Source organism: Ignatzschineria sp. LJL83, assembly GCF_054871845.1.
Genome location: NZ_JBTXLY010000020.1, coordinates 1 through 22,390, shown reverse-complemented (window position 1 = coordinate 22,390; position 22,390 = coordinate 1). Strand labels below are relative to the sequence as shown.

At 37.9% G+C, this 22,390-nt stretch carries 22 protein-coding genes and 1 tRNA gene; 22 read left to right on the top strand and 1 reads right to left on the bottom strand.

Annotation, left to right across the window (positions count from 1 at the left end; genetic code table 11):
• Positions 1-324: 324 nt before the first annotated feature.
• From ACYSN2_RS10835 to ACYSN2_RS10785, 11 genes are all read left to right on the top strand, one after another.
• Positions 325-409, top strand: a tRNA-Leu gene (locus tag ACYSN2_RS10835).
• 319 nt (positions 410-728) lie between these two features.
• Positions 729-1,769, top strand: a complete 1,041-nt coding sequence (locus tag ACYSN2_RS10830) for a type II secretion system F family protein (RefSeq protein ID WP_461750271.1) — start codon at positions 729-731, stop codon at positions 1,767-1,769.
• 13 nt (positions 1,770-1,782) lie between these two features.
• Positions 1,783-2,502 carry a prepilin peptidase gene (locus tag ACYSN2_RS10825; RefSeq protein WP_461750270.1) on the top strand — a complete coding sequence of 240 codons (720 nt, stop codon included), beginning with the start codon at positions 1,783-1,785 and terminating at the stop codon, positions 2,500-2,502.
• Positions 2,503-2,590: 88 nt separating this feature from the next.
• Positions 2,591-3,259, top strand: a complete 669-nt coding sequence (gene coaE / locus ACYSN2_RS10820) for a dephospho-CoA kinase (protein WP_461750269.1) — start codon at positions 2,591-2,593, stop codon at positions 3,257-3,259.
• Entirely contained in the window at positions 3,256-3,972 is a 717-nt protein-coding gene (zapD, locus tag ACYSN2_RS10815; protein ID WP_461750268.1) for a cell division protein ZapD, read from the top strand. Before coaE ends, zapD begins: the two co-directional genes overlap by 4 nt.
• A 252-nt stretch (positions 3,973-4,224) precedes the next feature.
• Positions 4,225-4,959 carry a 3-oxoacyl-ACP reductase FabG gene (gene fabG / locus ACYSN2_RS10810; protein ID WP_461750267.1) on the top strand — a complete coding sequence of 245 codons (735 nt, stop codon included), beginning with the start codon at positions 4,225-4,227 and terminating at the stop codon, positions 4,957-4,959.
• A gap of 123 nt (positions 4,960-5,082) precedes the next feature.
• A complete protein-coding gene (acpP, locus tag ACYSN2_RS10805; protein ID WP_026878288.1) occupies positions 5,083-5,316 on the top strand; it encodes an acyl carrier protein in 234 nt (77 codons plus the stop codon).
• Positions 5,317-5,507: 191 nt separating this feature from the next.
• Positions 5,508-6,752 carry a beta-ketoacyl-ACP synthase II gene (gene fabF / locus ACYSN2_RS10800; RefSeq protein WP_461750266.1) on the top strand — a complete coding sequence of 415 codons (1,245 nt, stop codon included), beginning with the start codon at positions 5,508-5,510 and terminating at the stop codon, positions 6,750-6,752.
• Positions 6,753-6,762: 10 nt separating this feature from the next.
• Positions 6,763-7,827: an endolytic transglycosylase MltG gene (gene mltG, locus ACYSN2_RS10795; RefSeq protein ID WP_461750265.1), complete on the top strand. Its 1,065-nt coding sequence runs from the start codon at positions 6,763-6,765 to the stop codon at positions 7,825-7,827.
• A 16-nt stretch (positions 7,828-7,843) separates the two neighbouring features.
• Positions 7,844-8,485: a dTMP kinase gene (tmk, locus tag ACYSN2_RS10790; RefSeq protein ID WP_461750264.1), complete on the top strand. Its 642-nt coding sequence runs from the start codon at positions 7,844-7,846 to the stop codon at positions 8,483-8,485.
• Positions 8,466-9,464, top strand: coding sequence for an AAA family ATPase (locus ACYSN2_RS10785; RefSeq protein WP_461750263.1), 999 nt, complete (start codon positions 8,466-8,468; stop codon positions 9,462-9,464). The genes tmk and ACYSN2_RS10785 overlap by 20 nt, the downstream gene beginning before the upstream one ends.
• Before the next feature lie 189 nt (positions 9,465-9,653).
• Here the strand turns inward: ACYSN2_RS10785 and ACYSN2_RS10780 are convergent, their stop codons facing one another.
• Positions 9,654-10,451 (bottom strand): M48 family metallopeptidase, encoded by a 798-nt coding sequence (locus tag ACYSN2_RS10780; RefSeq protein WP_461750262.1) that lies wholly within the window; start codon positions 10,449-10,451, stop codon positions 9,654-9,656.
• Between the two features lie 417 nt (positions 10,452-10,868).
• On the opposite strand from ACYSN2_RS10780, the gene ACYSN2_RS10775 reads away from it, so the two are divergent.
• The 11 genes from ACYSN2_RS10775 to ACYSN2_RS10725 all read left to right on the top strand — a co-directional run bounded on the left by ACYSN2_RS10775 (position 10,869) and on the right by ACYSN2_RS10725 (position 22,047).
• Positions 10,869-11,375: a pilin gene (locus tag ACYSN2_RS10775; RefSeq protein WP_461750261.1), complete on the top strand. Its 507-nt coding sequence runs from the start codon at positions 10,869-10,871 to the stop codon at positions 11,373-11,375.
• 95 nt (positions 11,376-11,470) lie between these two features.
• Positions 11,471-11,893 carry a hypothetical protein gene (locus ACYSN2_RS10770; protein ID WP_461750260.1) on the top strand — a complete coding sequence of 141 codons (423 nt, stop codon included), beginning with the start codon at positions 11,471-11,473 and terminating at the stop codon, positions 11,891-11,893.
• A 222-nt stretch (positions 11,894-12,115) separates the two neighbouring features.
• Positions 12,116-13,051, top strand: coding sequence for a 16S rRNA (cytosine(1402)-N(4))-methyltransferase RsmH (rsmH, locus tag ACYSN2_RS10765; RefSeq protein ID WP_461750259.1), 936 nt, complete (start codon positions 12,116-12,118; stop codon positions 13,049-13,051).
• Positions 13,048-13,365, top strand: coding sequence for a cell division protein FtsL (locus ACYSN2_RS10760; RefSeq protein ID WP_461750258.1), 318 nt, complete (start codon positions 13,048-13,050; stop codon positions 13,363-13,365). The genes rsmH and ACYSN2_RS10760 overlap by 4 nt, the downstream gene beginning before the upstream one ends.
• 39 nt (positions 13,366-13,404) lie before the next feature.
• The gene (locus ACYSN2_RS10755) at positions 13,405-15,138 is read left to right on the top strand and encodes a peptidoglycan D,D-transpeptidase FtsI family protein (RefSeq protein ID WP_461750257.1); all 1,734 of its coding nucleotides are present in this window, start codon (positions 13,405-13,407) and stop codon (positions 15,136-15,138) included.
• 101 nt (positions 15,139-15,239) lie between these two features.
• The gene (locus ACYSN2_RS10750; protein ID WP_461750256.1) at positions 15,240-16,760 is read left to right on the top strand and encodes a UDP-N-acetylmuramoyl-L-alanyl-D-glutamate--2,6-diaminopimelate ligase; all 1,521 of its coding nucleotides are present in this window, start codon (positions 15,240-15,242) and stop codon (positions 16,758-16,760) included.
• Positions 16,761-16,762: 2 nt separating this feature from the next.
• Positions 16,763-18,112, top strand: coding sequence for a UDP-N-acetylmuramoyl-tripeptide--D-alanyl-D-alanine ligase (locus ACYSN2_RS10745; RefSeq protein WP_461750255.1), 1,350 nt, complete (start codon positions 16,763-16,765; stop codon positions 18,110-18,112).
• 144 nt (positions 18,113-18,256) lie between these two features.
• A complete protein-coding gene (mraY, locus tag ACYSN2_RS10740; RefSeq protein WP_461750254.1) occupies positions 18,257-19,339 on the top strand; it encodes a phospho-N-acetylmuramoyl-pentapeptide-transferase in 1,083 nt (360 codons plus the stop codon).
• Positions 19,340-19,450: 111 nt separating this feature from the next.
• Positions 19,451-20,431 carry a malate dehydrogenase gene (locus ACYSN2_RS10735; protein ID WP_461750253.1) on the top strand — a complete coding sequence of 327 codons (981 nt, stop codon included), beginning with the start codon at positions 19,451-19,453 and terminating at the stop codon, positions 20,429-20,431.
• 143 nt (positions 20,432-20,574) lie between these two features.
• Positions 20,575-21,522, top strand: a complete 948-nt coding sequence (gene hemH, locus ACYSN2_RS10730; RefSeq protein WP_461750252.1) for a ferrochelatase — start codon at positions 20,575-20,577, stop codon at positions 21,520-21,522.
• A gap of 216 nt (positions 21,523-21,738) precedes the next feature.
• Positions 21,739-22,047 (top strand): hypothetical protein, encoded by a 309-nt coding sequence (locus ACYSN2_RS10725; RefSeq protein WP_461750251.1) that lies wholly within the window; start codon positions 21,739-21,741, stop codon positions 22,045-22,047.
• Positions 22,048-22,390 lie beyond the last annotated feature (343 nt).

Below are 22,390 nucleotides of genomic sequence, written 5' to 3'. Positions count from 1 at the left end.
GCTTTAGCTTCAACCAAAGCTGATCATTAAGTAATGTTTGGGGCATAAAATAGAGAGTTTGTATTGTTTTCTGGCGATTACATTTTACAACTCTCTATTTTTTTATTTCAAATGTTCAACAGACCCTAATATAGGTGAGATGGGCGTAAATTTTCTTTTATTGTAATTTGTTGATTTTATGTTTTGTTTTTAGTGATCTAAAAATAAGAATGAAAAATTTGAGTGATTTTTTCTCATAGACTTGAGAAGCAGATGCTGACCTTGTAATATAGTTCTCCTTGATTCGGGCGAAACAGAAAGTATGGATCGCACATATTAAGTAATGCCGGCGTGGTGGAATTGGTAGACACGCTACCTTGAGGTGGTAGTGCGTAACTGCGTCCCAGTTCAAATCTGGGCGTCGGTACCATATTTAAAAACCCTAACTTTTCGAAGTTAGGGTTTTTTATTGCTTTTTGTAAAGGGTATTTTTTCTATTTTAAGTGTTGCTAAATAGATTGTGATAGTTAAGTTGATGAGTTGAGTTAAAAACTGTTCCTGCTAAAACTTCTTCTTTTAAAAAGTAAGGAAGATTCCTGGCTCATACTCGCTAGTGAAGTTGCGATGGTTTTACTGTAAAAATCTACGTCATTTAAATGAGTCTTTATCTTTTAATATCTGTTGGATCCCTGATGTTCGGAAATTTCTACTATTGTTAGAGATCTTGAGTGATTTACAAGGGGGATAATTTGCGATTAAAAAGAGAAGATCGGTTGTTTTTTACGGAGCAAATGTCTTTATTGCTATTAGCGGGTGTGCCGATTATTTCCGCTTTAGAATTGTTGTTGGAATCTAATCATAAAAAAGCATTAAAGCGCATCTTGGAAAAATTAAAAAGTGAAGTATCTAGTGGGGCTTCTATTTCTTCTGTTTTAGAGTTCTTTCCGAAGTCTTTTTCCTCTTTGTATATTGCGCTTATAGCAATTGGTGAAGCCTCGGGGAAGTTAGCTGATGTTTTTGTTTATTTAGAAAAAATTGAAAAGCAGAGATTGCAAGCAATAGCTTCTATTAAGAAAGCACTAATTTACCCTGTGATGGTATTGCTAGTAGCAATCGCTGTTTTGGTGTTTATATTAATGGCTGTGGTACCTACATTTGAGGTGCTTTACCAATCAAGTGGTGTTGAGTTGCCGGATATTACCCAAAAAGTGATAGTAGCTTCTCACTTTTTGTTATCGAGTAAGGGAAGAAATATTTTTTTACTATTAATGGGAATCTTGTGGGTGATAAGGGCCTTTTTTCGCCGGAAAAAATGGTTTAGGAGATTTGTAGATCGCATTGTTTTGAAGCTTCCTATTATTGGTAGTATTTTTTTGGAAAATTTTAATGCGAGCTTTTCTGAAATTTTGAGCGTGATGATTCGTTCGGGGGTACCTTTAGTGAAGGGAATTGAGCTTTATAGTAAAGGGGTGGGGAATACCTTTATTTGCGATCAGTTATTGGCGTTGAATGAAGGCTTAAAGCGGGGAGGATCTTTTCATCAAGGGGCAAAAAAGAGTGGGATATTTTCAAATGTTTCTTTGACTTTGATTTCTGTAGGAGAGGTTGGTGGAACTTTAGCGCTTGTTTTAGAGCGGTCAGCAGAGTATCACGCTGATATGGTTACAAAAAAGGTAGGAGCTTTTATTGCTTTAATAGATCCGCTTTCTATGGTGTTTATTGGTTTGGTTGTAGGTGTTATTTTGGTGGCTCTTTATTTACCAATGTTTAGCATGGGATCAGCGATTTAGAGGGTAGATGAGTATGCTAGTGCTTGATCTTTTTTTGATCCTTACTTTTCCGGTGGTAGTTTTATCTCTTTTTTATTGGCTTTGGGTCATACGGATTGAAGCTAATGTTAGATCTAGAATGATTGATAGGCAGAGATCTATCCAGAGGATATATTGGAGCGATCATTTTGCGAAAATGTATCGATTTTACGGTTTAAAAATATTTTTCTTTGGGTATTGTTCTCTCCTATTTGTGATGTCTTGTTGGTATGGGGTGTTGAAGTTCTATGGGGTGTCACAAATATTATTTGTAGATGTAGTATTTTTAATATCGGTTATTGTCTTGATGATGTTTGATACTCGATATTATTTATTGCCAAATCCCTTGGTTTATCTATTGCTGTGGTCTGGAGTGTTGATGTCTCTTTTGGGTTATGGCTTAATTTCATTGGAAATCAGTATTCTAGGGGTTGTTTGGTTGTATTTAATAATGTGGGGGGTCTCTAAGGTAGGGCGACTGTATTATAGGAAAGAAGCTTTGGGGCGCGGGGATTTTAAGTATGCCGCAGCGATCGGTGCTTGGATTGGTGTAGATTATATTTCTGTATTTCTCTTTTTGAGTGCTAGTCTAGGAGCATTATATGGAATAAGCATGCAATATTTTGTTATTGAAAAACAAAGGGAAATTATCCCTTTTGGCCCTTTTTTAGGATTTTCAGGTATAATCATTTACTTTCTTTTAAAGTTGTTCTGAGAGTATTTTGCCGTTTTTATGGTCAATGGTTTCCTGTTTTATCATTCCGCTGGAGGGGTAAAAGAAGACCTCCTAGGGTAGAGATATTATGAAAGAGATTAAGAAGCGGGATGTGAAGCTGGTTCTATTAACGGGTGGTATTGCGAGTGGGAAGACATTTGCCTCGGACTATTTGGGGAGAAAAGGGGCTGTCGTGATTGATACAGATATCATTTCCAAGCAGCTGACTTGTAATGATAATGATTTGGGTGTCGAAACGTTGCAAGAAATCAAGGATGCTTTTGGGGGAAGTTTTTTCACGGATCAAGGTGAAATGGACAGAGTTAAAATGAGATCTGAGGTTTTTAATAATTCCTTCTCTAAAAAGACGTTAGAATCCATATTGCATCGAAGAATCTATCAAGAAGTAGAAAGGAGAATGACAGAGTTATCTGTTCCAGAATACGGCTTAATCGTTGTACCTGTGATTAATAAAGATTCGGCATATTTGAAATTGGTAGATGAAGTATTAGTCATTGAGGTATTTGAGGAGTTGCAGTTACAACGCCTAATGGCTCGTGATAATATTGATCAAGATCTGGCGGAGAAGATTATCAATTCTCAAATCTCAAGATTAGATCGAAGAAAGCTTGGGGATTATATTATTATTAGTCAGAATAAAGATTTTGTAGAAAAACAATTAGATAAGCTTCATAATTCTTACTCGAAAACATCGGTAGATAAAAGCGATCTCAATAAGAATGGAGAAAAAGAATGATTTATGAATTTCCTCTCACAGAAGGAATTAGACGTTTTTTAAGAATCGAGATGCTTGCAGAACAATCTTTAGCATATATCGAGCAGGATTCAGAATATAGCACAATTGCAGCTGTGCGAGCTCTACTCGATTTGGTTTCTTTAGTATCGAAAAATGATACAAAAATTGAGCTTATTAAACAATTAGATCAAGTCATGATGACGGAAGGGTTGTCCTCTGAAGATAGAGAGAAAGCCGTTGAGCTTAAGGGGATTTTGAGTCGTCAATCTTTTCGTATTTATGATTCCATAAAAGAGAATGTTTTTTTAAATACATTGCGTCAACGATTTGTAATTGTTGGGGGAATTTGTGCATTTGACCTGCCAGTTCTTCATAACTGGTTGAGTATGCCTTTTGAGACGCGTAAAGGGCACTTTTATGAATGGATGAAAGTTATCGATAATGTCATGGATTCTGTTAGATTTGTCTTGAAGTGTATTCGCGAAGAGAAAGTATCGGAAGAATGTGTTTTTAAACATGGGTTTTATTATCGTTCTGTAAAATGGCGAGCGAGTTTACTAAGAATTGATATGAGTAATTACAATTTTTTCCCAGAATTTAGTGGGAATCGACATCAGTTGAGTATTCGTTTGGTTGAGCAAAACTCTCCATGGGATCCACCCAAACAGGTAGATGTGGATTTAGCCGTGCAAGTAGAAATTTGTGGATCGTAATAACTGTTTTTTAGATAGTGAAAATTTCTCGTAGCATGGGATTTGGTCAATATTTCGTGTATTAATTGTGTTATTTGATAGCGGTAAGCGTTAAGTATAGGGTATTCGGTATATAATCAATCGGTATGTCAGTAATAATTATTTATGTTTATGGATTCGTTGCAGTGAAAGATAAGCATAGGTCATTGATTGTAAGATAATAAAGCCAAGCGTTTGCAAGGGCTGAAATAATAGTTGAATAGAGGAATTACTATGAGTTTACAAGGAAAAGTCGCATTAGTGACAGGTGCAACACGTGGAATTGGTAAGGCAATTGCAGAAAATTTAGTGCGTGATGGAGCATTTGTCTTTGGAACGGCGACTTCTGAAAAGGGTGCTGCAGCAATTTCTGAGTATCTTGGTGATAAAGGTCAAGGTTTAGTATTAAATGTAACGGATCAAGCAAGTATTGAATCTGTGCTAGAAACAATTGCTAAAGAAAAAGGTGCGCCTAATATTCTTGTAAATAATGCCGGAATTACAAAAGATCAGCTCTTAATGCGTATGAAAGATGATGAGTGGAATGATGTAATTTTAACCAATCTTACAAGTGTTTTTGCGTTATCAAAAGCCGTTTTAAGACCGATGATGAAGGCGAGAAGTGGACGCATCATTAACATTAGTTCTGTCGTTGGAATTACAGGTAATGCCGGACAAACAAACTATGCTGCTGCAAAAGCGGGTGTGATTGGCTTTACTAAATCAATGGCAAAAGAAGTGGGATCTCGTGGAATTACAGTCAATTGTGTCGCTCCAGGATTCATTGATACGGATATGACTAAAGATTTGCCAGAGTCTGTGAAAGAGGCTTTATTAACAAATATTCCATTAGCAAGATTGGGTGAACCTGAAGAAATTGCGAGCGCTGTTGCATTTTTAGCATCAGAAAAAGCAGGCTATATTACAGGGGAAACGATCAACGTTAATGGTGGTATGTTGATGGACTAATTTTTTTTTATTAGTTATAATTGCTGTTGTATTAATTTTGGTGAACTGTTAATTCAACAGTCGTTTTTTTAGTACAGAATTGGCAAAGGCCATTTTGTTTTAATAATTTAAGGATTTGAAGTTATGAGCGACATCGAAACACGAGTCAAAAAAGTAATCATGGAACAACTTGATGCTAAAGAAGAGCAAGTTGTGAATTCAGCATCATTCGTTGATGATTTAGGTGCAGATTCACTTGATACTGTTGAGTTAGTAATGGCTCTTGAAGAAGAGTTTGACTGTGATATTCCTGATGAAGAAGCAGAGAAAATTACTACAGTTCAGCAGGCTATCGACTACGTTAATGCTAACTTATAATAGTTGATCTACAACGTACTAGATTTATACTTTTAATATTGACTCAGGTTTTGAATCAAATATTAATGATTAAGTTTATACATTGTAAATGAAAGCGACTGTTTAGGACTTATTTTAAGCTCTACACAGTCGCTTTTTATTTTCATGTGATAAAGATATTTGATATGTACATTTGGAAATAAGGGGAACTTTTGATGAAACGTCGAGTAGTAGTTACAGGGCTAGGTGCTGTGACACCTGTAGGAAATACTTTTGAAGAGTCTTGGAAGAATATTTTAGCAGGAAAGAGCGGTGCTGCGCCGATCACTGTTTTTGACGCGAGTGAATCTCCGGTGACATTTTCTGCACCTGTAAAAGATTTTGACGTATCACAATATATTTCCCCACGCGATGCAAAACGCATGGATCTGTTCATTCAATATGGAATTGCGGCAGGTTTAGATGCATTGAAAGATTCTAAGCTTGAAATTAATGCGGATAATTCAGATCGAGTAGGCGCAATGATTGGTTCTGGTATTGGTGGTTTGCCAGGAATCGAAGAAAATCATTCGACATTAGTGGAGCGTGGCGCTAAAAGAGTAAGCCCTTTCTTTGTTCCGGGATCAATTGTGAATATGGTATCAGGACAACTCTCGATTATTACCGGATTAAAAGGACCGAATATTGCGGCAGTCACTGCCTGTGCTTCGGCCACTCATTCTATTGGATTAGCTGCGCGTTTAATAGAGCATGGAGATGCTGATGTAATGCTTGCAGGTGGTGCTGAAATGGCAACAACACCTCTAGGAATAGCAGGATTTGCAGCTGCAAGAGCACTGTCTCGCCGAAATGATGATCCTGAAAAAGCATCAAGACCTTGGGATGTTGACCGAGATGGTTTCTTATTAGGAGATGGGGCGGGAGTTATCGTCTTAGAAGAGTATGAGCATGCAAAAGCGAGGGGTGCTCATATTTATTGTGAATTAATAGGATTTGGTATGAGCTCTGACGCATATCATATTACAAGTCCTTCCCCTAATGGTGAGGGTGCGTCACTTTGTATGAAAGCGGCGATTAAAGATGCCGGAATTGATGCAAGTGAAATTGATTATATTAATGCTCATGGAACTTCAACGCCTGTAGGGGACTTAATGGAGTTAGAGGCTGTTCGAGCAACCTTTGGGGAGTCAACTCATCAAGTTGCGATTAGCTCGACTAAATCTATGACAGGACATTTACTCGGTGCTGCGGGCGGTATTGAAGCGGTATTTTCAATCTTAGCTTTGAGAGATCAAATTATTCCTCCTACCATTAACTTAGATAACCCAGAACCTGCAACTGTAGATTTTAATATTATTGGCCAAGAAGCAAAGCCAGCGAAGCTGAATATTGTGTTATCAAATTCATTTGGATTTGGTGGTACGAATGGTAGCTTAATCTTCAAGAAATTAGATTAAGAGGTTCCCATTGAAGTTAATTGGTAAGGTTATTTATACGTTTTTTCGCTATTTACTCTCTAAAGTCAGTATTATTATCTTTTTAATATTACTGCTTGGAGGTTTTTTTGTTGTATCAAAAGACGTTGAGAGTTTTTTAAAAACGCCTGTGACATTACCTGAAAACGGTATTGTTCTAGATATTACTCCGGGTATGAATATCGATGATGTTGTGACTTTATTAAGAAGTAAAAATATCATTCGTAATGCACTCTATTTTAAATGGTATGCTCGGTTTACGGGGGATGCTTCAAAGTTAAAAGTGGGCGAATATTCTTTACAGCCCGATCTTTATCCTGAGGATCTGTTAGCGATTATTACGAGCGGAAGAGTCTTACAATATAATTTTACAATTATTGAAGGCTGGAATTTTTTTCAGTTAAGACAAGCGCTTGAAAAATCTCCTCATTTGAATCAAACCTTAAAGGGCATGAATAATGAAGAGGTCATGGCTACTTTAGGATTGGAGGGTGAGCCGTTTGAGGGGTATTTCTTGCCAGATACTTACTTCTTTCCGAAAAGCTATTCTGATGCAGATTTATTAAAGCGTAGTTATGCTGCAATGGAAAAAGTTTTAGAAGAAGCTTGGGATAGTAAGCAAAAAAATCTCCCTTTAAAAAATAAGCGTGAACTCTTAACCCTTGCTTCTATTGTTGAAAAAGAGAGTGGTGTTGCAAGTGAGAGGCCTGAAATTGCCGGTGTCTTTACGAGAAGATTACAAAAAGGAATGCGCTTACAAACGGATCCTACGGTCATTTATGGATTGGGTGATAAGTATCGAGGAAAGATTTATAGCAGTGATCTTCAGCGAGATACACCTTACAATACTTATACGAGACATGGTTTACCGCCAACGCCAATCGCAATGCCAAGTAGAGAAGCAATTCTTGCAGCGAGTAATCCAAAGGATGGCTCAACACTTTACTTTGTGGCAAAAGGAGATGGTTCAGGAGAGCATGTTTTTTCGCGAACGCTAGACGAGCATAATCGAGCAGTGCAACAATATCGACAACGTTTAAAAAATCAATCTCAGTAATGGAATGGAAAGAAAAATGACAGATACTTGTTCCAATCAAGGATGTTTCATTACATTTGAAGGCACGGAAGGCGCTGGTAAAACAACGCAAATCGAGCGTGTTCAGAGTTATTTACAAGAGAAAGGCTTTGAAGTTGTCACAACAAGAGAGCCAGGGGGTACATTGTTGGGGGAAAAAATTCGCAACCTTCTCTTGAATGATGATATGACAGAGATGGCTGAGCTATTACTGATGTTTTCCGCAAGAGCTGAACATTTAGAGCGTGTCATTTTACCGGCAATAAATACTGGAAAATGGGTATTATGTGATCGGTTTACAGAGTCAAGCTATGCATATCAGGGTTATGCTCGTGGAATATCTTTAGAAAAAATCAAAACCCTAGAAACTTTGATTCAAGGCCCTTTAAGACCTAATTGTACATTTTGGTTCGATATTCCTGTTGTTGAAGGGATGAAAAGAGTCGGGAAGCGAGGGGGGAAAGATCGTTTTGAAACGGAAGATATTGCATTTTTTGAGGCTGTTGCAAAAGGATTTTCAACGCTTTCGAAAGAAAGGCCTGATCAGTTTTTTAGAGTAGATGCATTGTTGTCAATTCATGAGGTATCTACTTCCATCTATCAGCAATTGGATAAAATCATTGGATATACAGCTGAATAATACAGAACGACAAGATATTGTCCCGCAGATGGCGGATTGTTCTTGGCTTACAGCTCCTTATCAGGAGCTATTAGGGCGATATCAAGGCGTAACACCACCGCATGCTTTGATGATTTATGGTATTGCCGGTATTGGTAAGAAACTTCTAATGAATCAGTTGACGGCTGCGATTTTTTGCCGTTCATTAGAAGCCGGTAACGCATGTGGAAAATGTCAAAGTTGTCGTTGGCTTGCTTCGGGTTTTCATCCTGATCTTTTTGAAATTCATGAGGATGGGGAGATAAAAATAGAGGGGATTCGTAAGATTCAACAATTTGCGAGATTAACCTCAGAGACAGGAAATAAAATTGTCTTAATTAAAGAGGCGGATCGCATGAATCTAAATGCGGCGAATAGTCTATTAAAAGTTTTAGAAGAGCCACCCGCTGATCTCTATTTTATTTTGGAAAGTAGTGCTATTGAAAAGCTTCCTATTACGGTCAGAAGTCGATGCCAAAAGTCTTTTGTGAAAGGTCCTGATGCAGATACGGCAATACAGTTTTTGCGCTCCGTTCTTTCCGAGTCTGATCAGAATCTCAGTGAAGATGAATTGCAATTATTGTTAGAGATCGTTCATGGTGCCCCTTTTATGGCATTATCGTATTTGAATTCAGGATATAGTGAGAAAAAAAAGGTCGTTTTGAATGCAGTTTACAGTATTTTCACAAATAAGATGACACCTACAAAAGCTGTACCAACTTTATTGGAGTCGGAAGAGCTAACATTTTCATTACTATTTTTCTTATTGCAGGCATCATTCAATCAAGAGGCGAGGCAACGATTCCCGAAATTACAGCCTTTATTTGAGGTGTTAGAGTCGCAATCCGAAACTTTTCGCTTAATACAATATGAAAAATTAATAGAGATTTATGCTTCAAGACATAAACAGACAAGAACCGATTGGGCATTAATGTCATGGTTTATGGAATTTGTTGCGTAAAAGAAAAAGCTGTTTTATTGAGTTTTTATTGGGTTTTATTGAATTTTTCTTGGATTGAAATAGAAAATTATAAAATAAAGCGATAGATAAACCCCCGAAATTTCTGAATAGTACTTTGGAAATATCGGGGTTTGTTTGTTCTACTATTTTTTAATAATCTCATCGACTAGTCATTTTATGGATTATATTTTACCGGTTATTTAAATGGGCAACTTTTGGGATTTGGGATTGTAAGTTGGAAATTCTTTCGGGGCTAGAAGGATGGGTTGAGAGAAGTGAGCTTCCGCTATTGTTGGTCGCTTTTGCCATTTTTTCCCACAAGGTTACTGAAGCATTTGGATTATATCCGGCTAATGCCATGAGCTCTAAGCCAAGGGTATCTGCCTCATTTTCCATCGTTCTAGAGAAGGGGAGTGAAAAAGCAATATTACCTGCTTGTTGTAACAATGAATCGCCGGAACTACCGATCCCTAACACCGCAGAAACAACAGATATTCCGGTTGTTTTAACGAGTTGTTGAGATGCTTTTTCCCGGCTGTGTTCTCGTAAAACATGCGCCATTTCATGTCCTACAATTGCGGCAATTTCATCATTGGATAGATTAAGTTTTTCCACGATACCGCTATAGACCACCATCTTACCTCCCGGCATTGCAAAAGCATTTAGTTCATTGCTTCGAATAACATTCATTTCCCATTCAAATTCATTAGCATCAGGTCTGAAGTTTTGGGTATAAGGAGTGAGTTTATTAAAGACGGTATTGACTCTTTTTGCTGTTCGGGAAGAACGATCAATGACACCTTGTTGTTTCGCTTCATTAATGAGCCCCATATAGTGTTGTTTGGATGAAGCATTCATATCTTCAGCCGAAATAATTTGAAGTTGCGAGCGTTTAACGCCGGTTAATCCTGATTGAGTTGAGCTCGCACAAGCTGTTAATAAGCTCATAGTGACAAGTAATAGTAACCAGCGTGAAAAAATTTTCATAGAAATATACCGCCTTAATAAAAAAAGTAGTCATGAAGAGCAGATAAGCTTAACTTCAAATATAATTGTAAATTCTGATTTTAGAGATCTTTTTGTCAAATTTATGTATGGGATTTTATAATTATTTTAAATATCTACGTTTTGAGTATCTGTATGATATATCTATTTATTTTTAAAATAAAGAGGTTGGGTTTTATATGGTAATTCCCTAATTTTGATTAAATTTTGTTTATTTTAATCATTATATTGGATGGATTTTAAGTGAAAAAAACAATTTAAGCGACTATCTACTAACTTTAATGACATCAAATCTTGGAATGACTTTCATTTAAGTAATATTTAGCGAAGCTATGTCTACTTTAACGATGGGTATTCTCAGATATTTCATTAAATAGAACGATTAATAGGGATGTCTTTATGTTGAAAATAGTGCTGAAAAACTTATTTGTAATTAAAAATTATAAAACTTGGGGAAAGAATTTTTCTAGTGATGAATCTGGCTTTACATTGATGGAGCTTTTAATTGTATTAGCGTTGGTAGCAGTCATTAGTATGATTGCGGTTCCTATTTATCGCGGATATGTCCAAGGTGCTAAAATTACGGAAGGATTAACTTTAGCCGGTGGCATTCAATTAGATGCTGAAGTTTTTTATGCGATGAATAATCGTTGGCCTAGTGAGGCGGATACTCATGCAGAGCTCAAGTTGGGAGAGCCTACAGAATATCGTGGAAATAGCGTTGAATCGATTACGATTCGAGGGAATGTCATAACGGTCTTATATAACGATGAAGTAGTGGGAGAAAATGGAGAAGAAGTTCAACTGATTCTAACGGGGGATAGTAATGGAGGAGTTATTCGTTGGCAGTGTGAAGGGGTTAATCTGCAAGAAGATGATCTTCCTAATGGTTGTGAGATAAGATAACGTTAACTAAAGAGGGTGCTTGATTAATCAGGGATTTTTGAGTTTTGGTTATGTTATAATTCAGCATTGATTTCTTTTCTAAGAGCTCTATAAGAATGTGGAAATTTACCTTGCAGAAAATGAAACCTGAAAGGTTTCTGGTATTCATATTTATGATTGTCATATTCTCTTTATTTGCGTTAATTGCAAAAGATGTTTTGATAAAAAGAGATATGAATAAAATATTAGATCATGCAAAAGGGCTTATTTCAGAAGTAGCGCTTAATTTACCTAAAAAACAAAATGTGGAAGATATTGTTGTCGCTTCCAAGTACTTGCAAGAGAAAGCACCTTTAATAAAGGAAATTATTATCCAATCTAATAATCATCTTAAAATTCAATTTAATAAAAATGATAAAAAACCTCAAGAAGATGTTTTTATCTTTTATTTTGAATCTATAGATGAATTATCTAGAGGGAATTTAAAATGTCTCAGTGGAACACTTCCCAAAAGGATTATGCCAAATCAGTGTAGATAGAATGGGTTTTCGGATGTTTTAATGAGTTGTGCTGGTAATATATCGGTCATATTTCTTGTAAAACGATTACATAATACCCTTGAGATTTCTAATATAAATAGGAGTGAAAACTCCTATTTTTTTGTTTAAAAAACATAATCGTGGAGAAAAGTGGCGAAAAGTGGAATTTTTTAAATAAAAGGTGTAATATTTTCTCTAATAGATTAAATAGTAAGGATAATTGTGAATCATTCCCCTAATAAACATATTTCAGTTCTTTTAAATGAATCGATCGAAGCATTACATATAAATCCTTCAGGAATTTATGTGGATGCCACATTTGGTCGAGGGGGACATTCGCGCGAAATATTAAAGCATTTAAATGCCGATGGCTTATTGATTGGTATCGATAGAGATCTAACGGCACAAGCATATGCGGTGGAGCATTTTTCTCAATATCCAAACTTTAAGTTTATTCGCGGTGAAATGGGAAATATGCTGGAACTCATTAGATCTGCCGGTATTGAGCATGTGGATGGGATTTTAATGGATATCGGTGTTTCATCGCCACAGCTCGATGATGCAGATCGAGGATTCAGCTTTATGAAAGCAGGACCTCTTGATATGCGAATGGATCAAGAATCTGAGCTAAGTGCTGAAGATTGGGTTGCCAATACTGAAGTGGACGAAATGGTTCGCGTATTTAAAACTTACGGCGAAGAAAGATTTTCAGGACGAGTAGCTCGAACAATTGATGAATATCGCCGTGAAAAGCGTATCACAACAACGCTTGAATTAGCAGATATTGTGAGTGGAGCAATGCCTTTTAAAGAAGGACGAATCCATCCTGCAACAAGAGTGTTTCAAGCAATTAGAATTGCTGTAAATGGGGAGCTTGATCAACTGGAATCAGCGTTGACACAAGCTGTTGAGCTTTTAGGGGATAAAGGGCGATTAGCTGTTATTAGCTTCCATTCTTTAGAAGACCGAATTGTGAAGCACTTTATGCGTGATCAATCAACCGTAAAAGATCTATATCCAGATTTACCAGTATTAATTAGTGCAGGCGATGCTGCGCTAAAAGTGATAGGGAAACCTATTAAGGCGAGTGATGAAGAATGCAAAGATAACGTGCGTTCTAGAAGTGCGATTTTAAGAATCGCAGAGAGGGTTCTATGAGAGTAGAGAATTTAGTAATTGTGGTAATGATGGCGGTAGTTTTCTTAGGAATTAATCGTGCAATGACTATTCAAGATAGCTACAAGCTTTGGAATGACATTGATAAAGTTGAGCGAGAAAATACTACGTTGAGAGAAGAGTTTGGTCGATTGCAACTTGAAGAGAGCATGCTCATTACAGAAGCGCTTCTAGATCAGGAAACAAGAGAGCAATTACGAATGGTCGTTCCTGATGAGAATGCTGTGGTATATGTCATTGAGACAAGTACAGATATTCGCTATGTAGGGCTTGACAGTAAGGTAACAGCTCAATAAGCCATGATGCAAAATAGACAAAGAGAGTATCGATAGTTGATGAGAAAGCCTTCTAAGCAACCATCGAAGAAAAGATGGCCAGAATGGCGCAGATATTTAGTTTTAGGTATTCTGACGTTAGTCGCGATTTCTATCGCAGTTCGAGCACTTTATCTTCAATATTATATGACCGATTTTCTCCTAGAACAGGGAGATAATCGGTTTATTCGTCATATGAATAATCCTGCGATCAGAGGAACTATTTTTGATCGTAATGGAGAACCCATTGCACTCTCTACAGAAGTGCGCTCAATTTGGATTGATCCTAGTATTTTAAGTCAAAATTTGCATGAAATTCCCAAGCTTGCTTATTTTTTAGATCGTCCTGAATCAGAAATTGAACAACTTGTATTAAGTCGCCAAAAATCTCGATTTTATTGGCTTAAAAGGCAACTTCCTCCCCATGAAGCAAAAGTATTAATGGGACTGAAAATTCCCGGCGTTTATGATCAGATTGAATATAAGCGTTACTATCCTGATGCCGAGATTACCTCCCATTTATTAGGTTTTACGGATATTGATGATGATGGCATTGAAGGTGTTGAGCTTGCGTATCAAGATTGGCTCAAAGGCAATGGCACAACTACTCGAATCTTAAAAGATGCGAAAGGACGCGTCATTGAAAGACAGGAAATCATTGATCTTGAGAATCATCGAGAAAGTGAAGATCTCACTTTAACGCTTGATCGCCGTATCCAAATTTCTGCATATCGTGCTCTAAAAACCGGCATGATTAAGCATAATGCCGTAGCGGGATCTGTCATTGTGGCGGACGTTAAAACCGGCGATATCTTAGCTATGGTGAATCAACCTGCCGGCAATCCCAATCGTTTAGAAGATCGCCGTGCGGTTCTTCTTAAAAATAGAGCGATTACCGATATTTTTGAGCCAGGTTCTACCATTAAACCTTTTGTGGTGGCTGCTGGTATGGAATATGGCAATTGGAAACCACATTCTGTTGTGAAAACGGGAAGAAGTGGTTATCGAGTCGGTAAGAATTTGATTCGAGATGTTTCTGTTTCAGATACGATGGATGTCACAACGGTTCTCGCAAAATCGAGTAATATCGGGGTTGTGAAAATTGCAGAAACGTTAGACCCCTCTATCTTGTTTAATATCTATGATCAAATTGGAATAGGGCAGAAGAGCCAAATCAGATTAACGGGTGAAGAAGCGGGGCGTTTAGGAACGTTACGACGTTGGCAGTTGGATCCTTTTGAATATGCGACAAAAGCTTATGGTTATGGGATTAGTGTGAATACTTTAAAGCTTGCGCAGATGTATACGGTTTTCGGTAATGAAGGAAATTTCAGACCATTCCGCTTGGTCAAAAATGATTATTACGCAGAAACAACGCCGATCTTTAGTCCAAGAGTGACAGAAGAAGTCTTAACGATGCTAGAAGCTGCCACAGATAAATCTCGTGGTGCCGGCGGTTGGCGAGCAACGGTTCCGAATTTCAGGGTTGGCGGAAAATCAGGAACGATTCGAAAAATCGTCAATGGAAAATATAGTAATACGCATCATAGAAGTTTCTTTGTAGGGCTTGCGCCGATCTCTGATCCGCAATATGTTGTTGCCGTAATGATTGATGAACCACGAAAAGATGGCTATTACGGCGGATTAGTTGCAGCGCCAATTTTCAGTGATGTGATGCGAAGCACGTTAAGAATTATGGGGACGAAGCCCGATGCATTTTTAGATGATCCAAATATTAAACTGATTAGTAAGTAGCTTGCGCTGTATTTGCACTCATAAATCATGTTGAGTGAGCTATTCTAGAAAGCACTATTTTAGTGAGTCATATTGTTAGTGATCGAAGTAAGGAGAAAGTCATGATTTTAAAAGAGTTGTTGCAGCAAGGTAATATTGCTCACGATATTTCGGATGAGTTTTCTCAGGTACTGATAGAAGGGCTCTCTTCAGATAGTCGTTATGCTAAAAAAGGCGATCTTTTCTTTGCAAGAAAAGGCGCGAAAAGTCATGGATTAGATTATTTAGCAGATCTAGAAAATGAGGGCGTGAGCGCAATTATTTATGAAGATCCTGATAATAATATTGCGATTTCCACTCATCTTCCGGCGCTGAAAGTCACTAATATTGATCAGCTCATGCGCCAATTAACGTTTAAGTTTTATGAAGATCTGAAAACGCGAGTGGAACTCATAGCAGTGACCGGCACGGAAGGGAAAACATCCGTGACGCAATTTGTTGCAACGGCTTTCAGCGCTTTAAATGTGGATTGTGGTTTAGTCGGTACAAACGGCATTGGTTTTCTCGGCGCTTTAAAAGAAAATACGCATACAACGCCAGATTTGATGGCACTTTATCAATCTTTATCAGAGATTGATTCAAAGGAAGAGGTTCGAGTTTTATTAACCGGAATGTTGCCGATTGCCGTAGAAGTGACATCCCATGCGTTAGATCAAAAGCGTGTTGAAGGTTTAGAATTTAAAACAACGATTTTTACAAACTTGAATCGTGATCATTTAGATTATCATGGCACTTTAGAAGCATATGGCGAAGCAAAAGCGCGTCTCTTTTTAGAATATCAGCAAGATAACTGCGTGATTAATACAGATGATGCCTTTGGTGCGAAACTATATGAATTAATTCGTGCCGAAAAACCTTCGGTTCGAGCATTTTCTTATGGCGCTGAAAGTTCGCAAAATCCTCATCATTTACAGATTAAATCTCTCAAGCTTCACGAAGCGGGTTTAAGTTTTGTTTTAGGATATCAAGGACAAGATTATCCGCTTGAAAGCCATCTTTATGGTGCGTTTAATGCTTACAACTTAGTGGCAACTATCGGCGCGCTTCTCTCCTTTGATATTGCGCTTTCTAATATCTTGGAAGTTGTGCCTTTGATTACGAATGTCAAAGGACGAATGGAGATGCTACACCTTAAAAATGGTGCAGTTGCGGTGGTGGATTATGCGCATAAACCCAATGCTTTGAAGCAAGCGCTTCTTTCATTACGAGCACATTTAGATGAAGGCAGACTCATTTCAATCTTTGGCTGTGGCGGTAATCGAGATACCGGAAAACGCCCATTAATGGCGGCGATTTCTGAAGAATTTGCCGATCAAGTAATTGTCACAAGTGATAATCCGAGGTTCGAAGATCCGCTCTTAATTATTGAAGATATTCGCCAAGGATTTAAAAATGCCGATGCTGAGAATATTGTGATTGAAGGTGATCGTGCGAAAGCGATCGCATTGGCGGTTTCAAATAGCCAGAAGGGCGATATTATTCTGATTGCCGGCAAAGGGCATGAAGATTACCAAATTTTAGGCGATCGAGAGATCTATTTCTCTGATTTCGCTGAAGTTCAAAAGAACAATGAGGAGCTATAAACATGAAGTTATCTGAAGCAGCAAAAATCATGAAAGGTACGCTTGAAGGACAAGATGCATACTTTTTCGGTGCGGCAAGTGATACACGACAGTTAAAACCCGGTGAGCTCTTCTTTGCATGGAAAGGCGATCGTTTTGATGCCCATGATTATTTAGAAAGCGCAGAATTAAAAGGCGCTATTTGCGCCGTTGTAGAGCGATATATTCCCTCTGCTGAAATTGCGCAAATTGTGGTAAAAGATAGCCAGAAAGCCTTAGGCGTGATTGCGAAAGAGTGGCGAAAGCAGTGGAAAGGCACCATGATTGCGCTCACGGGTTCTAATGGTAAAACCACATTAAAAGAGATGATTACGGCGATTTTGTCGGTTAATCATGATGTGTTAGCCACAGAAGGGAACTACAATAATCATGTGGGTTGTCCTTTAACGCTTTTAAAACTCAATAAACATCATACGCATGCTGTTGTTGAAATGGGTGCGAGCAATCCTAAAGAGATTGAATACCTCACTAAAATGGTGCAGCCCGATATTGCCATTTTAAATAATGCCGGCGCGTGTCATTTGGAAGGATTTGGTTCTTTAGAAGGCGTTGCGAAATCTAAGGCGGAAATTTTCTTAGGGCTTGCCGAGAATGGTACGGCAATTATTAATGCGGATGATCAATTTGCAAAATATTGGCAAGAATGCGTGCAAGATTTCAAATCTCTCACGTTTGGTATTGATCAAAGCGCAGATGTTACGGCAAGTAATATTGAAGGATCAGAGTTTCAATTAACGATTATGCCGGCAAAACAATCGGAAAATATTACCCTTCAGTTATTAGGTCGTCACAATATTTTAAATGCATTAGCGGCAAGTGCGGCAACAACGGCGGCAGGCGAATCGATTGAAACAATTCAGCAAGGTCTGGAAGCTTTAATGCCGGTAAAAGGGCGTTTACAAGTAGTGAAAATCAAAGAGAATGTACAGCTGATTAATGATGCTTACAATGCCAATCCAAATTCCTTAAAAGCCGGCATTGATGCATGTACGGTTGGAAAACGTTGGCTTGTATTGGGCGATATGCGTGAGCTTGGCGTAGATAGCGAAAAAATTCATGAAGAGTGCGGAGAATATGCGAAAAATGCCGGATTCAATGAGCTTTTTGCGCTTGGAGAATTGACAGAACATGCGGTAAAAGGATTTGGGGAAGGTGCAAGGTCTTATCAAGATCATGAAGCTCTATTGGCAGAATTAAGTCAAAAGATCGCAGATTATCAAGATCCAACATTGCTCACGATTTTACTCAAAGGTTCAAATAGCATGAATATGCAATATTTCTACGAAGCCTTTATTAAGTGCGACAAGTGTTAATATTTTAAAAAAATATCAGAATCAAGGATGATTTCTTCCGGTAGCTGTAATCACAATTATGAGTGCCGTGAAATCATCTTAAAAGAATCAAAAAAAGTGGCAAAGAAGTAGCAGAGAAGAATAAAAACAGAAGGGTTTAAAATTATGTTGTATGAGTTGTTGGTCTATTTAGCAGATTACTGGTCGCCATTGCGAGTATTTCAATACATCACAATGCGTGGTATTTTAGCGGCATTAACGGCGTTGGTATTTAGTATTGGCTTGGGACCGAGTTTTATTCGTTTATTGCAGAAACAACAGATCGGACAATTTGTGCGAACAGATGGGCCAGAAAGTCATCTCTCGAAGCAAGGCACGCCAACGATGGGCGGGCTGTTGATTATTGCCGGCATTCTTTTTTCAACGCTTCTTTGGGCAGATTTAAAGAATTTAGATGTTTGGATTGTACTTTTTGTGCTTGTTTCTTTCGGCGCTGTCGGATTTTTAGATGATTACCGTAAAGTGATTAAGAAGCAATCTTTAGGGCTTCGAGCGAAAGAGAAATACCTCTATTTAAGCCTTGCCGGTTTAATCGCATCGGTTGCACTTTATATGACAGCAGATAGCCCATCAGATACGAATCTTTTAATTCCTTACTTTAAAGATTTAGCAATTCCATTAGGAATTTTGTTTATTCCATTTACCTATCTCGTTATTGTTGGCGCAAGTAATGCTGTGAATATGACAGATGGTTTGGATGGTTTAGCAATTATGCCTACGATTATGGTGGGCGGTGCTTTAGGGATTTTTGCGTATATCTCCGGCAACTCGATTTACACTCAATATTTAGCATTGCCATTTGTAGAGGGTGGCGGTGAAATCTTAATTATCTGTGCGGCAATTGTGGGTGCTGGATTAGGATTTTTATGGTTTAACACCTATCCGGCGCAAGTTTTCATGGGAGATGTGGGTGCGTTGGCATTAGGTGGAACATTGGGTGTGATAGCCGTCATTGTGAGACAAGAGCTCGTATTCTTCATAATGGGTGGTCTTTTTGTAGTAGAAACATTATCGGTGATTTTACAAGTAGGATCTTTCAAACTCCGCAAAAAACGCCTATTTAGAATGGCTCCTATTCATCATCACTTTGAACTAAAAGGTTGGCCTGAGCCACGAGTAATCGTAAGATTTTGGATTTTCACGTTTATTCTCGTTTTAATCGGTTTAGCATCGTTAAAGCTCCGATAAAACTTTCAGAGTAATGGCGTAAAATAGAAGACATTCGCAATTGTTGGCGTATAATACAAAAATACATTTTCACTACAAATATTCATTAATCCACTAGGAGAACTTAAAATTATGAAAAAACCTGTAAGAGTTACGATCACTGGCGCAGCTGGAAATATTGGTTACGCAATGGCATTCCGTATTGCAGCAGGCGATATGCTTGGTCCAGATCAACCAGTAATCCTTCAACTTCTTGAAATCACACCTGCGTTAGAAGCACTTAAAGGTGTTGTAATGGAATTGAATGACTGTGCATTCCCATTAGTGCAAGATATCATTGCAACAGACGATTTAAACGTTGCATTCAAAGATACAGATTACGCAATGTTAGTAGGCGCACGTCCACGTGGTCCTGGTATGGAGCGTAAAGATCTTCTTGAAGCAAATGGCGCGATCTTCGGGCCACAAGGTAAAGCAATGAACGATCACGCAAGCCGTGATGTGAAAGTATTAGTTGTTGGAAACCCAGCAAACACTAACGCATTAATCGCGATGAAAAATGCACCAGATCTTAACCCAAGACATTTCCATGCAATGACTCGTCTTGACCATAACCGTGGTTTAAGCCTTCTTGCAGAGAAAACAGGTTCACATATCAATGACATCAAAGATATGACAATCTGGGGAAATCACTCTTCAACACAATATCCTGATTTAACTTTCACGACCATCAACGGTAAACCAGCGCTTGAGCTTGTTGATCGTGATTGGTATGAAAATGAGTACATTCCACAAGTACAACAACGTGGTGCGGCAATCATTAAAGCACGTGGCGCATCTTCAGCAGCATCAGCGGCATCTTCAGCGATTGATCACATGCGTTCATGGGCACTTGGTACAGAAGAAGGTAACTGGGTATCAATGGCGGTTCCTGCAGATGGTTCATACGGCGTTGAAGAAGGGATCATCTACTCTTTCCCATGTGTTTGTAAAGATGGTGATTTCGAAATCGTTCAAGGTCTTGAAATCTCTGATTACTCACAAGCTAAAATGGATGCAACAGAGCAAGAACTTCGTGAAGAAGCAGATGCTGTTAAAGCACTTCTTGGTTAATACACGGGAAGTTGATGTTTGTATAATCTAATCAAGTTGATAAATGAGATTGATTAGCAAATAACATCAAATAGCTGTTAAGATAAGGGGCATATTCGCAAAGGGTATGCCCCTTTTTATTAATAAATGAAAGAGATTTAGTAATGAAGAAGATTGGTGTTGTGTTAACAAATCTTGGTACGCCAGATGCGCCTACCAAAGCGGCTCTTAAAGCTTATTTGAAAGAGTTTTTACAAGATCCACGCGTGATCGAGATTCCAAAATTAGTGTGGTATCCCATTCTTCACGGCATTATTTTAAATATCAGACCTGCTAAATCTGCGGAAAAATATCAAATCGTTTGGGATAATGGTTCTCCGCTCTTGACGATTACTCAAGATCAAGCAAAAAAACTACAAGCGATTTTACCAGAAAACTATGAAGTTACCGTTGCCATGCGTTACGGAAATCCTTCGATTAAAAAAGCGGTGGATGAGATGATTGCTAAGAAGGTGGATGAGATTATTATTTTCCCTCTCTATCCGCAATATTCGGCGGCAACAACGGCTTCTGTATCTGATAAAACAAATGCTGCGCTTAAAGACTTACGTTATTTCCCGGCAGTACGAATGATCGGTGCATACTATCAAAATCCACTATTTATTGATGCATGTGTGGAGCAGATTAAAAAGAAAACGGGAGGTAAAAAACTCGATCGCTATGTGTTTTCATATCACGGAATGCCGAAAAGAACGTATGAGAAGGGCGATCCTTACTACGAGCAATGCTTGGAAACCACAAAACTCATTGCCGAGAGAATGAATGAACCGCTTGATCGTTTTGTGACAGTATTCCAATCACGCTTTGGAAAAGCAGAATGGTTACAGCCTTATGCCGCAGAGTTCTTTGCAACAGCGCCTAAAGAATCTATTAAAAATATCGCCGTATTTTGCCCAGGATTTAGTGCCGATTGCCTCGAAACATTAGAGGAGATGGCGATGGAAAATCATGATATTTTCATGGATGCCGGCGGTGAATCTTATACGTTTATTCCTTGTATCAATAGTAATGATCTTCATATCGAAATGATGAAAGATGAGATTTTAAATTAGTTACTCGCTTTAGAGATCAATCACAAAATATGAAGTATAACTGTTTGTTAATAATGGATAATGTCGATAAGTATGTTTTATCAAGGCATTTTACAGATATTCGATAAACACATTAGGTAAAGATACTTGGTAAAGGTATTGTATAGATGAATTAAATCAGTGGGTTTGATAATATCTCAAGGTATTAGTTATTTTCTAAATAAGAAGAGGTAAGAAATGAGACGTTATATTCTTTCATTATCAGGGGGATTATTTATTTCTCTATTATTGGGTAATTTTGCATTAGCAGATACTGAACTCTATGGTTCTATACAATATGGTTATGAAAATAAGCAATCTTCTAAGCTTCAATATCAAGGACCAAGTATTACGCAAAATCCTTCTAATAGTTATGCCGGAGCTCATTCTTCTGAAAGAAAATCGAACCTAAATAGTGAAGATTCTTTTATCGGAATTAAGGGAGAGAAAGAGATCGGTAACGGCAATGCGATTATTTATCAATTTGAAGTAGGGAAAGATCAATAGCGATTCCTGAAGAGGATAGCAATATCGCAGTATTACTATCTCTCAAAAACGAGGATTATAGTCATTTCGTTTTACTTAAAATTCTAAAGAGAATGAATTCTGCTGGCACGAGATTAGCAAAAGAATGCAAGTATTCGACCCAGCGGTGAATCAGCCTATATTTCACAAGGGAATTTTCTTAAATCGATTTCACGGCAGATTCAAATACGAAGCGCAACAAGTACGTTTTTGACCAAATACTCATAAGGTGTTAAATATCCTAACACCTTTCGAGGTCTATTATTTAGTAGATCTTCCACATATTGAACTGCTTGCGGATCAAGGTTATCTAAACGTTGATTTT

Bases quoted from the DNA above. Each gene is read 5' to 3' on its own strand.
- ACYSN2_RS10825 (WP_461750270.1), top strand. From the start codon at position 1,783: ATGCTAGTGCTTGATCTTTTTTTGATCCTTACTTTTCCGGTGGTAGTT.
- coaE (WP_461750269.1), top strand. From the start codon at position 2,591: ATGAAAGAGATTAAGAAGCGGGATGTGAAGCTGGTTCTATTAACGGGT.
- zapD (WP_461750268.1), top strand. From the start codon at position 3,256: ATGATTTATGAATTTCCTCTCACAGAAGGAATTAGACGTTTTTTAAGA.
- fabG (WP_461750267.1), top strand. From the start codon at position 4,225: ATGAGTTTACAAGGAAAAGTCGCATTAGTGACAGGTGCAACACGTGGA.
- acpP (WP_026878288.1), top strand. From the start codon at position 5,083: ATGAGCGACATCGAAACACGAGTCAAAAAAGTAATCATGGAACAACTT.
- tmk (WP_461750264.1), top strand. From the start codon at position 7,844: ATGACAGATACTTGTTCCAATCAAGGATGTTTCATTACATTTGAAGGC.
- ACYSN2_RS10780 (WP_461750262.1), bottom strand. From the start codon at position 10,451: ATGAAAATTTTTTCACGCTGGTTACTATTACTTGTCACTATGAGCTTA.
- ACYSN2_RS10775 (WP_461750261.1), top strand. From the start codon at position 10,869: ATGTTGAAAATAGTGCTGAAAAACTTATTTGTAATTAAAAATTATAAA.
- ACYSN2_RS10770 (WP_461750260.1), top strand. From the start codon at position 11,471: ATGTGGAAATTTACCTTGCAGAAAATGAAACCTGAAAGGTTTCTGGTA.
- ACYSN2_RS10760 (WP_461750258.1), top strand. From the start codon at position 13,048: ATGAGAGTAGAGAATTTAGTAATTGTGGTAATGATGGCGGTAGTTTTC.
- ACYSN2_RS10755 (WP_461750257.1), top strand. From the start codon at position 13,405: ATGAGAAAGCCTTCTAAGCAACCATCGAAGAAAAGATGGCCAGAATGG.
- ACYSN2_RS10750 (WP_461750256.1), top strand. From the start codon at position 15,240: ATGATTTTAAAAGAGTTGTTGCAGCAAGGTAATATTGCTCACGATATT.
- ACYSN2_RS10745 (WP_461750255.1), top strand. From the start codon at position 16,763: ATGAAGTTATCTGAAGCAGCAAAAATCATGAAAGGTACGCTTGAAGGA.
- mraY (WP_461750254.1), top strand. From the start codon at position 18,257: ATGTTGTATGAGTTGTTGGTCTATTTAGCAGATTACTGGTCGCCATTG.
- ACYSN2_RS10735 (WP_461750253.1), top strand. From the start codon at position 19,451: ATGAAAAAACCTGTAAGAGTTACGATCACTGGCGCAGCTGGAAATATT.
- hemH (WP_461750252.1), top strand. From the start codon at position 20,575: ATGAAGAAGATTGGTGTTGTGTTAACAAATCTTGGTACGCCAGATGCG.
- ACYSN2_RS10725 (WP_461750251.1), top strand. From the start codon at position 21,739: ATGAGACGTTATATTCTTTCATTATCAGGGGGATTATTTATTTCTCTA.